The organism is Bradyrhizobium sp. (genome assembly GCF_036009065.1).
GTDB lineage: Bacteria > Pseudomonadota > Alphaproteobacteria > Rhizobiales > Xanthobacteraceae > Bradyrhizobium.
Map to the genome: position 1 here is coordinate 1 of NZ_DASYMN010000346.1, position 12814 is coordinate 12814.

Here is a 12814-nt window from a genome sequence, read left to right on the forward strand (position 1 = left end):
CGGCAAGATTTCCGATCCGGTGAAGACGCAGTTCGGCTGGCATGTCATCAAGGTCGAGGAAAAGCGCACCCGCAAGGCGCCGGACTTCGAGCAGGTCAAGCCGCAGATCGAAACCTATGTGGTGCGCAAGGCGCAGGCCGATTACGTCGCGAAGTTGCGCCAGGCCGCGAAGATTGAGCGCATGGACAAGCCGGAAGACGCGAAGGCTGATCCTGCTAAGCCGGCCGACAGCAAGATGGCGCCGGCGAAGAAGTAAATCGCTAAATTCGTCATGCGCGGGCTTGACCCGCGCATCCATCTTATTCGATGGATTGCCGGATCATCCCCGATCACGTCGGGGACGGGCGTCCGGCAATGACGAGAACATCATGTCCACCGCGGTCTCTCCCCTAGCCCCCACCAACGTGCCCGAAATGCCCGCGATCGCCGGCGTCAAGCTCGCGACCGCCGCCGCCGGCATCCGCTACAAGGGCCGCACCGACGTATTGCTGGCGGTGATGGACAAGGGCACTTCCGTCGCCGGCGTCTTCACCCGATCGAAATGCCCCTCCGCGCCGGTGGAATGGTGCCGCGCCAAACTCAAGGGCGGGCAAGCCCGGGCGCTGGTGGTGAATTCCGGCAACGCCAACGCCTTCACCGGCAAAACGGGTAAGCAGGCCACCACGCTGACGGCCTCGATTGCCGCCAAAGCCGCCGGCTGCAAACCCGACGACGTCTTTCTCGCCTCCACCGGCGTGATCGGCGAGCCGCTCGACGCCACCAAGTTCGACGGCGTGCTCGGCACGCTGGCGCAAAGCGCTGCACCGGACGGATGGATGGCCGCCGCCAAGGCGATCATGACCACCGACACCTTTCCGAAGCTCGCGACCGCCACCGTAAAACTCGGCAAGGCCAAAGTCAGCATCAACGGCATGGCCAAGGGAGCCGGCATGATCGCGCCGGACATGGCAACCATGCTGGCTTTCGTGTTCACCGACGCGCCGATCGCGGCAGGCGCACTGCAGTCATTGTTGAAGGCCGGGGTCGGAGATAGCTTCAATGCCGTCACCATCGACGGCGACACCTCGACGTCGGATACGCTGCTGGCGTTCGCAACCGGCGCCGCCGCAGCAAGCGGCGCGCCGAAAATTACGCGCGCCAGCGACCCGCGCCTCAAGGCCTTCACCAAGGCATTCAATGCCGTGCTCGCCAACCTGTCTGAACTGGTGGCTCGCGACGGCGAAGGCGCGCGCCACCTGGTGGAGATCATCGTCGAGGGCGCCACGTCAAAAACCTCGGCGCGGAAAATCGCGATGTCGGTGGCGAATTCGCCGCTGGTGAAAACCGCGATCGCCGGCGAGGACGCCAACTGGGGCCGCGTGGTGATGGCGGTCGGCAAGGCCGGCGAGCCCGCCGACCGCGACAAGCTCTCGATTTCGTTCAACGGCATCCGTGTCGCCTGGCGCGGCGCGCGCGATCCGGCTTACGACGAGGCGGAAGTGTCGGCGGCGATGAAGAACCCGGAGATTCAGATCAGGATCGCGCTCGGCCTCGGCCGCGGCCGCGACCGGGTGCTGACCTGCGACCTCACCAAGGAATACGTCGCCATCAACGGCGACTACCGGTCGTGAAACTCACCCTCGTCGTGGCCTGCGCGCTTGTCGATGCCGACAAGCGGGTGTTGATCGCGCAGCGGCCGCAAGGCAGGACGCTGGCGGGGTTGTGGGAGTTTCCCGGCGGCAAGGTCGAGCCCGGCGAGCGGCCGGAGCAGACCCTGATCCGCGAACTGCACGAAGAGATCGGCATCACGGTAAAACAGGACTGCCTGGCACCGCTGACCTTCGCCAGCCACGCCTACGACGATTTTCATCTGTTGATGCCGTTGTACATCTGCCGGCGATGGGACGGCGACGTAGTCGCGCGCGAGAGCCAGAACCTCAAATGGGTGCGCGCCAACCGACTGCGCGACTACCCGATGCCGCCGGCGGACATTCCGCTGATCCCGCATTTGGTCGATCTGCTGATGTGATGGCGGCCTCCTACCCCGGACGTAGCGCCATAAGCGCGTTTACGCGCGTCTTCGACGCGCTATGGCGCCGCCCTGTTTTTGCCGGGCCGACGTCGGTGGCGGCAATGCCTTGGTCCGATTCGCCAACTTGCATTCCCTCGCCAGACGCGGTTTTGCTATGGCCATGACGCTCGATACACATTTGGTCCAGCAGGCCGAACCAACCGCGGCAGCAGCGCCGTCCAGGCGGCTGCGGCGTTTCGCGCGTCCGGCGCTGGGCCTGCTGCTTCCGGTCGGTCTGGCGCTGGCGTGGGAAATCATCGTCTGGCTGGGCTGGTCCAATGGCCGGCTGGTGCCGCCGCCGACAAAAGTATTCGCCACCGTCATGGAGTTGGCGCGCAGCGGCGAACTGACGCGCCACATCATGGCGACGCTGACGCGCGTTGCCGCCGGCTTCGGCCTCGGTGTGATTGCAGGCACGCTGTTCGGCGCGATCTCGGGCTATTGGGGCCTGGCGCGGCGGCTGCTCGATCCGACGGTGCAGGCGCTGCGCGCGATTCCGTCGATCGCATGGGTGCCGCTGTTCATCCTGTGGCTGGGCATTTTCGAGACCTCGAAAATCGCGCTGATCGCGGTCGGGGTGTTCTTCCCGGTCTATCTCGGCGTGATGGGCGCGATCCTGTCGGTCGACCGCAAGATCGTCGAGGTCGGCCGGACTTTTCGTCTCTCAGGTCCGGCGATGATCCGGCGCATCCTGCTGCCGGCGGTGCTGCCGGCCTATGTGGTCTCGCTGCGGGTCGGCCTCGGCCTTGGTTGGATGTTCGTGGTCGCCGCCGAATTCATGGGGGCGTCGGAAGGGCTCGGCTATCTCTTGATCGACGGCCAGCAGCTCGGCAAGCCGGCGCAGATCCTTGCCGCCATCGTCATCTTCGCCATCCTCGGCAAGACCACCGACTGGCTGATCGAGATCGCATCGACGCCGCTGCTACGCTGGCAGGACGCCTTCGGACGCTCGGGCGGAGGAACGTGATGCTGGTGCTGGACCGGGTCGGAAAGATCTATCCCAACGGCGTGAATGCGCTGGAGCGTTTCTCGGCCGAGATCTGGCAGGGCGAGATCGTCGCCATCATCGGCGGCTCGGGCTGCGGAAAATCGACGCTGCTGCGCGCGGTCGCCGGCCTCGATCGCGCCACGTCGGGCGCGGTTGTGCTCGACAACATCGCGATCACGGCGCCGCAGGAAAAAATCGGCATCATTTTTCAGGAACCGCGGCTGCTGCCGTGGCTCAGCGTCGCCGACAATATCGGTTTTGGATTATCCGATGCACCGGCGAATATTCGCCGCGAAAAAGTGGCGCGGGCGCTGCAACGCGTCGGCCTCGCCGACAAAGCCGGCGCGTGGCCGCGCGAGCTGTCCGGCGGGCAGGCGCAACGCGTGGCAATCGCGCGCGCGCTGGTGCCGCGGCCGGAAGTGCTGCTGCTGGACGAGCCGTTCTCCGCGCTGGACGCGTTCACGCGCCGGGATTTGCAGGACCATCTGCTGGACCTATGGGCCGATACGCGGCCGACGCTGGTGCTGGTGACGCACGATGTCGATGAAGCCGTGGTGCTGGCCGACCGCGTCATCGTGATGCGGCCGCGGCCGGGCCGCAAGTTCGAGGAGATCATCATCAACCTGGCGCGGCCGCGCGACCGCAATTCGCCGCTGTTCGACAATTTCAAGCGCCGCGTGCTGACCGCGCTGGATCGTTCGCTCGACCGCAACGTGCCCGATGCGGACGCGAAATCGACCGCGGGCGAGGCGATGTGGTGGTGACATATTAGGTCCGCCATGCCCGGCCTTGTGCCGGGCATCCACGTCTTATAGATGCATCCATGAAGACGTGGATGGCCGGGACAAGCCCGGCCATGACGAAAAAGGATACTGGTCATGGACGCCGCAACCCTCCGCGCCACGCAGGCCCCGATCAAGGATCGCTACAAGACCGATCCGAAGGCCGCGCTGATCACGCTCAAGGCAAAAGGCTCGATCGAGAACGAAGGCATCGCCTGCAAGGTCGAGACCGGCCGAGCGCTGGCCGTCGCAGGACTGCATCCCGCCACCGGCGGCTCCGGCCTTGAACTCTGCTCCGGCGACATGCTGCTGGAGGCGCTGGTGGCCTGCGCCGGCGTCACCCTGAAATCGGTCGCCACCGCAATCGAGGTGCCGCTGAAGACCGGCGTCGTCACCGCGGAAGGCGATCTTGATTTTCGCGGCACGCTCGGCGTCGACAAGGAGACCCCGGTCGGCTTCGAATCGATCCGCCTGCGCTTCGACGTTGGCACCGACGCGCCGCAGGACAAGCTCGATTTGCTGCTGAAGCTGACCGAGCGCTATTGCGTGGTGTATCAGACCATCAAGAACGGGCCGAAGGTTTCGGTGGAGATGAAGAGGGTGTAATGCTTCTTCCTTTACCCTCCCCTGGAGGGGGAGGGTCGACGCTCGTGAAACGAGCGTCGGGGTGGGGTGAAGGTTCATCCGCCGCTTCACCCCACCCCGTCGCACATCTCACTTCGTTCGATGTGCGCCGACCCTCCCCCTTCAGGGGAGGGTAAGAAAGTATGTCCGCCGAACTCGCCTTCTTCCTCACCCTCGCGCTGCGCATGGCGGTCACAGCTGCGTTCATCGTCACGGCATCCATCATCACCGAACGTTCAGGCCCGGTGATTGGTGCGCTGATCGCGACGCTGCCGATCTCCGCGGGCCCTTCTTACATATTTCTCGCGCTCGATCACGACGCAGCCTTCATCGCCGAAGGCGCAGTGGCGAGCCTGTCGATCAACGCCGCGACGGTTTTCCTGGTGCTGACCTATGTCGTGCTGGCGCAACGCAACAATATGATCGTCAGCTTCTGCGCCGCGATTGCCGTATGGGTCGTGATCGCAACTTCGATGCGGATAGCGCATTTGTCGCTGCTCGGCGGCATCGTCGCCAACGCCATTGCATTTGCAATCGCGCTGCCGCTGGTTCAGCGTTTCCGCAACGTCAGGATGCCGCTGATCACCCGGCGCTGGTCTGATATCCCGTTGCGCGCGGCGCTGGTGTCGACGCTGGTGGTCACCGTCGTCACGCTTTCAGGCTGGGTCGGCCCGACCGTCAGCGGCATCCTTGCGCTGATTCCTCTGGTGTTCATCAGCATGATATTGATCCTGCATCCGCGCATCGGCGGTCCGCCGACCGCGGCGGTGCTTGCCAACAGCCTCTGGGGCCTGATCGGCTTCGGCGGCGGAATCGCCGTGATGCATCTCGCCGCGCTGCGGTTCGGCTCGGCCGTCGCGCTCAGCTTAGCGCTTGCGACCTGCGTGAATTGGAATCTCGGGCTGTGGTGGCTCAGCCGGCGAAAGCTCGGGCGTTGAGGAGCTCTGTCCTCATGGTGAGGAGGCGCACCTGCGCCGTCTCGAACCATGAGCGCAACAAACTCATCCTTCGAGACGCGCGCAAGAGCGCGCTCCTCAGGATGAGGACCTTTATTGCTTCGGCAGCTTCGCCTTCAGCGCATACAGCGCTTCCAGCGCATCACGCGGCGACATCTCGTCGGGATGCAGCGCCTGCAAGGCTTCGATCAATTGCTCCGCGGCGCTCGGCGGCGCAGGTTCAGCCGCGGCGCGCGAGGGCACCGCGAACAGCGGCAGGTCATCGGCCAGCGCGCGCGCGGTTTGTCCTCGATCCTGCGCCTCGAGTTTCGCCAGCACCGATTTCGCCCGCGCGATCACCGGCGCAGGCAGTCCTGCCAGCTTCGCGACCTGAATTCCATAGGAGCGGTCGGCTGAGCCCGGCAATACCTCGTGCAAAAACACCACGTCGCCCTGCCACTCTTTGACGCGCACGGTGGCGTTGAACATGCGCGGCAGCTTTGCCGACAGCGCGGTGAGTTCATGATAGTGCGTGGCGAACAGCGCGCGGCAGCGGTTGCTCTCGTGCAGATGCTCGATCGCCGCCCACGCGATCGACAGACCGTCGAACGTTGCGGTGCCGCGTCCGATCTCGTCGAGGATGACCAGCGACCGCTCGCTGGCCTGATTGAGGATCACGGCGGTTTCCACCATCTCGACCATGAAGGTGGAGCGCCCGCGCGCGAGGTCATCGGCGGCGCCGACGCGGGAGAACAGTCGGTCGACGATGCCGATCCGCGCCCGTGTCGCGGGCACAAAACTGCCGATCTGCGCCAATAGTGCAATCAGCGCGTTCTGGCGCAGGAAGGTCGATTTGCCGGCCATGTTAGGGCCGGTGATCAGCCAGATCTGGCCCGCCCCCACCCTACCCTCCCCCGCTTGAGGGGGAGGGTAGGGTGGGGGTACCGGCGACAGGTCGCAGGCGTTGGCGATGAACGGCTGGCCGTCGCGTTTCAGCGCCTGTTCGACCACCGGATGCCGTCCACCTTCGATGGCAAAGCCGAGTGAGGCGTCGACCTCGGGCCGCACATAATTGTCGTCGACCGCGAGTTTTGCCAAAGCGGAGGCGACATCGAGCAGCGCAAAGGCATGGGCTGCGGCGCGCAGATCGTCGCTGGCGGCGGAAACCATCGCGCTAAGGCGCTCGAAGATTTCAAGTTCCAGCCCCAGCGCGCGGTCGCCGGCATTGGCGATCTTTGCTTCGATCTCGCCGAGCTCGGCGGTAGTGAAGCGGGTCTGGCCGGCCAGCGTCTGGCGGTGGATGAAGGTGGCATTGAGCGGCGGCGCCATCAACCGATCGCCATGCTGGGCCGTCACCTCGACGAAATAGCCGAGCACATTGTTGTGACGGATTTTCAGGCCCTTGACGCCGGTCTCGTCGGCGTAGCGCGCCTGCATCGCGGCGACCACGAGCCGCGAGGCGTCGCGCAGGTTGCGTGTCTCGTCGAGCGCCGTCTCATAGCCTTCGCGGACAAAACCGCCGTCGCGCTTTGTCAGCGGCAATTGCTCGGCCAGCGCGCGCTCGAATTCGCGGGCGAGATCGCGCGAGGGACGGCGCAATGCATCCATTGCCGCCGTGACATCGATTGGTAGATCGTCGATTTGCGCCAGCCGTGTCAGCGCCTGATCGGCGGCGAGGATGCCGTCGCGCAATCCGGCGAGGTCGCGTGGGCCGCCGCGTCCGACCGACAATCGCGCGAGCGCCCGCGACATATCGGGAGCCGCGCGCAACGTACCGCGGATGTCGTCGCGCGCCGCGGTATCCGCCACAAACGCCGCGATGGCATCGAGCCGCCGCGCAATCGCTGCCACATCGGTGAGCGGCGCCGCCAGCCGTTGCGCAAGCAGCCGCGATCCGGCGGCGGTGACGGTGCAGTCGATCGCATCGAGCAGCGAGCCGCGCCGTTCGCCGGATAGCGTCCGCGTCAGTTCGAGATTGGCGCGGGTCGCCGGATCGATTGCCATGGTGGTGCCGGCGGCTTCGCGTGATGGCGGCGACAGCGGCGGGCGCTTGCCGAGCTGGGTGCGGTCGATATAGGTGACGGCCGCCGCCGCGGCGGTCGCCTCCAGCCGCGACATCGCGCTGAGGCCGTCCATGGTGGCGACCGCGAAATAGTCGCACAGCCGCCGCTCGGCGGTGGCGCTGTCGAACACATCGCGGGTCAGCGGCGTCACGGCAGGCAATTCGCGCAGCAGCGGTCCGAGATCGGGATCGCTATAGAGCGCGTCGGTAACGATCACCTCGTTGGGATTGATCCGCGCCAGCGTCGCCGCAAGTTCGCCTGTTGCGCATTCGGTGACGATGAATTCCGCAGTGGAAATATCGATCCAGGCAAGCCCGATGCGGTCGCCTCCAGAGGACGCCCGCGCCCGCGCCATCGCCAGCAGGTAATTGTTGGTCCGCGCATCCAGCAAGGTGTCTTCAGTCAGCGTGCCCGGGGTGATCAGCCGCACCACGTCGCGGCGCACCACGCTCTTGTTGCCGCGCGCGCGGGCCGCGGCGGGATCCTCCATCTGCTCGCACACCGCGACCCTGTGGCCGAGCGCGATCAGGCGGTGCAGATAGTCGTCGGAGCGCTCCACCGGCACGCCGCACATCGGAATATCCAGCCCCTGATGCTTGCCGCGCTTGGTCAGCACAATGCCGAGCGCGCGCGAGGCGATTTCGGCGTCCTCGAAAAACATCTCGTAGAAGTCGCCCATCCGGTAGAACAGCAACAGGCCCGGATTGGCGGCCTTGATTTCCAGGTACTGCTCCATCATCGGCGTCAGGCGGCCGCCGGCTTCGGCTGATGCCGCCGGGTCGCTGGATGCGGGAATGGTTTGCTGGATCGTCATGGCGGCGGAAACTACAAAGTTTTGGCCGGCGTTCCTATCGGATTGCGGTTGCAGTGCACGTTTTCCACGCGCTTGATCGCGATCGCAGACCAGGCCGGACCTCCAAACATAACCGCCCTGTCGCGAAAGCGGCACTGGAGCTCAAGCGTCAATTGACCTGCCGGGTATCCGGCGCTTAAAACTCGCCACCGGGTCCGGCGAAAAGCGGCATTTAGGGAGAGATTCAATGGGTGATGTATTTGTATGCGATGCCGTGCGGACCCCCATCGGCCGCTTCGGCGGTTCCTTGGCCAAGGTGCGCGCCGACGATCTGGCGGCTGCTCCGATCAAGGCCCTGATGGCGCGCCATCCCAAGCTCGACTGGTCGGCAGTTGACGAAGTCTATTTCGGCTGCGCCAACCAGGCCGGCGAGGATAACCGCAACGTCGCGCGCATGGCGCTGTTGCTGGCGGGCCTGCCGGAATTGATTCCGGGCCTGACGCTCAACCGCCTCTGCGCTTCGGGCCTCGACGCCGTCGGCGCGGCCGGCCGTGCGATCCGCGCCGGCGAGATCGATTTCGCCATTGCCGGCGGCGTCGAATCGATGACGCGGGCGCCGTTCGTGATGGGCAAGGCGCCGGAAGCATTTTCGCGCTCGGCCGATATTTTCGATACCACCATCGGCTGGCGTTTCATCAATCCGCTGATGAAGGCGCAATACGGCGTCGATGCCATGCCGGAGACCGGCGAGAACGTCGCCGAGGAATTCCAGGTCTCGCGCGCCGACCAGGATGCCTTCGCGATCCGCTCGCAGCAGCGCGCCGGTGCTGCGATCGCATCGGGCTATTTCGCCGAGGAAATCACGCCGGTATCGGTGCCCGGCGGCAAGGCCGGTCCGATCACCGTCGACAAGGACGAGCATCCGCGCCCCGAAACCACGCTGGAAGGCCTCACCAAGCTGAAGCCGATCGTGCGTAATCCCGGCACGGTGACGGCGGGCAACGCTTCGGGGGTGAACGACGGCGCCGCCGCGATGATCCTCGCCTCGGAAGCCGCGGTGAAGAAACACGGCCTCACCCCTCGTGCGCGCATTCTCGGGCTTGCGTCGGCCGCGGTGCCGCCGCGCATCATGGGCATCGGCCCGGTGCCGGCGACGCGCAAGCTGATGGAGCGGCTGGGCCTCAAGATCAGCGATTTCGACCTGATCGAACTCAACGAAGCCTTCGCTTCGCAAGGCATCGCCTGCCTGCGCCAGCTCGGCGTCAAGGAAGATGCCGATTTCATCAACCCGCACGGCGGCGCCATTGCGCTGGGCCATCCGCTCGGCATGAGCGGCGCGCGGCTGGCGATGACCGCGGTGCACGGCATGGAAACACGCGGCGGCAAGCGCGCGCTCGCCACCATGTGCGTCGGCGTCGGCCAGGGCGTCGCAATGGCGATCGAGAAGCTGAACTAGAAGTGATCCGGACAAAATCCAGTTCGTCATTCCGGGATGCGCCTCTTGGCGCAGGCCCGGAATCCATACTCCCTGCAGGGGTTATGGATTCAGGGCTCGCTCGTAAGAACTCCGCCCCGGAATGACGGTTATGAGGACACCAATATGACTCTCGCCTATCCCATCGCCAGCAATGCGGCGCATCCGGCTCATCTGTCGCCCGGCTATCGCAGCTCGATCAAGCGCGCGCCGCAAAAGCCGCTGATCGTCATGCGCCAGACACTGTCGGAATTGACCGGGCCGGTGTACGGCCACGAAGCGGTGCGCGAAAATGATCACGACCTCACCACCCAGCACACAGGCGAGCCGCTCGGGGAACGCATCATCGTGCATGGCCATGTGCTCGATGAAGACGGCCGCGGCGTGCCCAATGCGCTGGTTGAATTGTGGCAGGCCAATGCCTGCGGCCGCTATGTCCATGTCAGCGACCAGCATCCAGCGCCGCTTGATCCCAATTTCACCGGCGCCGGCCGCGCGCAGGCGGATAGCGATGGCTACTACAAGTTCATCACCATAAAACCCGGCGCCTATCCGTGGGGCAATCATCACAATGCCTGGCGGCCGGCGCACATCCACTTCTCGGTGTTCGGCCACGCCTTCATCTCGCGGCTGGTGACGCAGATGTATTTCCCCGGCGATCCCTTGTTCGAATTCGATCCGATCTTCAATTCGGTTCCGGATGCGAAGGCGCGGATGCGGATGGTCTCACACTTCGACCTGGAAAGCACCCAGCCGGAATGGGCGCTGTGCTACCGCTTCAACATCGTGCTACGCGGGCGCAACGCCACGCCGATGGAGACGAAATAGTGCAAGAAACCATAAAAGAAACGACCAAAGGGATTACGCCGTCGCAGACCGTCGGCCCGTTCTTCAAATACGGGCTGACGCCGGGCGGCAAATACGCCTGGAACGACGCCTTCACCAATGACCTCGTCACCCCCGATGCCTCGGGTGAACGCATCCGCATTGCGGGCCGGGTGTTCGACGGCGACGGCGTGCCGGTGCCGGACGCCATGCTGGAGATCTGGCAAGCCGACCCGCAGGGCCGCTTTGCCGATCTGCAGGACAAACGTGCGGTCCCAAATACCGCATTCCGCGGCTTTGGCCGTTGCGGCACCGACGCCAACGGCGATTATGCCTTCGACACCATCAAGCCGGGGCAAGTGCCCGATCCCGACGGCAAGCCGCAGGCGCCGCATATCCTGCTGGCGATTTTTGGGCGCGGCATGCTGCTGCATCTCTACACGCGGATCTATTTCGATGGCGAGGCGGCCAACTCGGCCGATCCGGTGCTGGCGCTGGTGCCGGCCGATCGCCGCGGCACGCTGATCGCGGCACGTGAGCCGGGCAACGGCGGCGCGGTCTATCGTTTCGACATCCGGCTGCAGGGCGACGGCGAGACGGTGTTCTTCGACGTGTAAGCGTTGCAACTCAATTGTACGCGTCATTGCCGGGCTTGACCCGGCAATCCATCCTCTTCGCAAGACTCTTGCGAAGATCGAGGGATACGCGGGTCAAGCCCGCGTATGACGCAGAGGGTGTTGAAGCGTTCCGTCAGTCCATCACCGCGGCATGCTCGGGCCCTTGCGCCTGCTTGCGCAGCGCGGCCTTGGTCGAGCCGATCATGATCGCGAGCGGGATGGCGCACAAAGTGACGATCATCACCAACTGGTAATCCAGCGAGAAGGCGATGATCTGCGATTGTATGCCGACCATGGCGTCGGCCATGGCGCGGCCGGCGTCGGTGCCGAGGTCGATCATGCTGCTCACGTCCGGCATCTGCAGCGCGTGGTTGAACGGATTGATGTGCTCGGACAGGATCGCGTAGGTCCGCCGCGACCCTTCGGTCAGTTGCGCGATCACCACCGAGATACCGATCGAGCTCGCGACATTGCGCAGCAGGGTCAGCATGGAAGTGCCGTCGGTGCGCAGGTGATTGGGCAGCGTCAGGAATGCCACCGTGGAGAGCGGCACGAAGACGAGGCCGAGGCCGAACCCTTGGATGATGCTGATCACGATGATTTCCGCTGCGCCGGTCTGATCGGTCCAGCCGGTCATGAAGAACAGCGAGCCGGACATCAGCGCAAGTCCGCTGATGATCAGCGTGCGCGCCTCGATATATTTCATCACCCGCCCGACCAGCATCATGGCCACAAACGTGCCGCAGCCGCGGGTCGCCAGCAGCAGGCCGGCGGTAATGATCGGATAGCCGATGACGTTCTGCAAATACGGCGACGACAGCGCCATGGTCGAGAACAGCACGAGCCCCATCACCGCCATGAAGACGCAGCCGCCGACGAAGTTCTTGTCCTTGAAGATCGCGAACTGGATGAACGGTCTTGCGGTCGTGAACGAATGCGCGAAGAAATAGTAGAAGCCGGCGATCGAGACGATGATCTCCGCGATGATCTCGTTGGATTCCAGCCGGCCCAGCTGCTCGCCGCGGTCGAGCGCCACCTGCATCGCGCCGATGCCGATGGCGAGCGCGATGAAGCCGAACCAGTCGAAGCGCAGCTCGAGGTTCTTCCTGGTCTCGTCCATGAACACCAGGAGGCCGAGCACCGTGAAGATACCGAACGGCAGGTTGACGAAGAATACCCAATGCCAGGAATATGTCTCGGTCAGCCACGCACCCAATGACGGCCCCATGATCGGGCCCATCATCACGCCCATGCCCCAGATCGACATCGCCTTGGCGCGCTCCTGCAGCGAGTAGGAATCCAGCATCACCGCTTGCGACAGCGGTACCAATGCCGCGCCGAACACGCCCTGCAACAGCCGGAACAGCACCATTTGGTTGATGTCTTGCGCGAGGCCACACAGCACCGACGCGAACGTGAAGCCGGCGGAGCAGACGATGAAGATGCGCTTGCGCCCAAAACGGTTGGCGATCCATCCCACCGGCGCGGTCATGATGGCGGCGGCGACGATATAGGAGGTCAGCACCCAGTTGATCTGGTCCTGCGACGCCGACAGCGAGCCCTGCATATAGGGCAGCGCGACGTTGGCGATGGTGGTGTCGAGCGCCTGCATGATGGTCGCGGTCATGGCGCAGATCGTCACCATGTTCCGGCGCAGGCCGGG

At 64.8% G+C, this 12814-nt stretch carries 12 protein-coding genes; 10 read left to right on the forward strand and 2 right to left on the reverse strand.

Translation table 11 applies throughout. The annotated features are described in order from the left end of the window. The 7 genes from VGP39_RS21220 to VGP39_RS21250 form a co-directional block, all read left to right on the forward strand. On the forward strand, nt 1-256 hold a 256-nt coding region (locus tag VGP39_RS21220), incomplete at its 5' end, for a peptidylprolyl isomerase (RefSeq protein ID WP_327570058.1). A gap of 112 nt (nt 257-368) precedes the next feature. Next, complete coding sequence (gene argJ / locus VGP39_RS21225; protein WP_327570059.1) at nt 369-1610, forward strand: bifunctional glutamate N-acetyltransferase/amino-acid acetyltransferase ArgJ; 1242 nt, start codon at nt 369-371, stop codon at nt 1608-1610. Next, a complete protein-coding gene (gene mutT, locus VGP39_RS21230) occupies nt 1607-2008 on the forward strand; it encodes an 8-oxo-dGTP diphosphatase MutT (protein WP_327570060.1) in 402 nt (133 codons plus the stop codon). The genes argJ and mutT overlap by 4 nt, the downstream gene beginning before the upstream one ends. A 157-nt stretch (nt 2009-2165) precedes the next feature. Further along, complete coding sequence (locus VGP39_RS21235; RefSeq protein ID WP_327570061.1) at nt 2166-3017, forward strand: ABC transporter permease; 852 nt, start codon at nt 2166-2168, stop codon at nt 3015-3017. Then, on the forward strand, nt 3017-3802 hold the full coding sequence (locus VGP39_RS21240) for an ABC transporter ATP-binding protein (protein WP_327570062.1): 786 nt from the start codon (nt 3017-3019) through the stop codon (nt 3800-3802). The genes VGP39_RS21235 and VGP39_RS21240 overlap by 1 nt, the downstream gene beginning before the upstream one ends. Before the next feature lie 114 nt (nt 3803-3916). Continuing rightward, nucleotides 3917-4426 (forward strand): OsmC family protein, encoded by a 510-nt coding sequence (locus tag VGP39_RS21245; RefSeq protein WP_327570063.1) that lies wholly within the window; start codon nt 3917-3919, stop codon nt 4424-4426. 161 nt (nt 4427-4587) lie between these two features. Further along, nucleotides 4588-5382 carry a hypothetical protein gene (locus VGP39_RS21250; protein ID WP_327570064.1) on the forward strand — a complete coding sequence of 265 codons (795 nt, stop codon included), beginning with the start codon at nt 4588-4590 and terminating at the stop codon, nt 5380-5382. Nucleotides 5383-5493: 111 nt separating this feature from the next. Here the strand turns inward: VGP39_RS21250 and mutS are convergent, their stop codons facing one another. After that, entirely contained in the window at nt 5494-8256 is a 2763-nt protein-coding gene (gene mutS / locus VGP39_RS21255) for a DNA mismatch repair protein MutS (RefSeq protein WP_327570065.1), read from the reverse strand. Between the two features lie 226 nt (nt 8257-8482). Between mutS and pcaF the strand changes: the two genes are divergently transcribed. The 3 genes from pcaF to pcaG all read left to right on the forward strand — a co-directional run bounded on the left by pcaF (nt 8483) and on the right by pcaG (nt 11151). Continuing rightward, a complete protein-coding gene (gene pcaF, locus VGP39_RS21260; protein ID WP_327570066.1) occupies nt 8483-9691 on the forward strand; it encodes a 3-oxoadipyl-CoA thiolase in 1209 nt (402 codons plus the stop codon). A gap of 144 nt (nt 9692-9835) precedes the next feature. Continuing rightward, entirely contained in the window at nt 9836-10537 is a 702-nt protein-coding gene (gene pcaH / locus VGP39_RS21265) for a protocatechuate 3,4-dioxygenase subunit beta (RefSeq protein WP_327570067.1), read from the forward strand. Next, complete coding sequence (gene pcaG / locus VGP39_RS21270) at nt 10537-11151, forward strand: protocatechuate 3,4-dioxygenase subunit alpha (RefSeq protein WP_327570068.1); 615 nt, start codon at nt 10537-10539, stop codon at nt 11149-11151. Before pcaH ends, pcaG begins: the two co-directional genes overlap by 1 nt. A 133-nt stretch (nt 11152-11284) precedes the next feature. Here pcaG and VGP39_RS21275 read toward each other — a convergent pair. Then, a partial coding sequence (locus tag VGP39_RS21275) for an MDR family MFS transporter (RefSeq protein WP_327570069.1) occupies nt 11285-12814 on the reverse strand: 1530 nt, incomplete at its 5' end.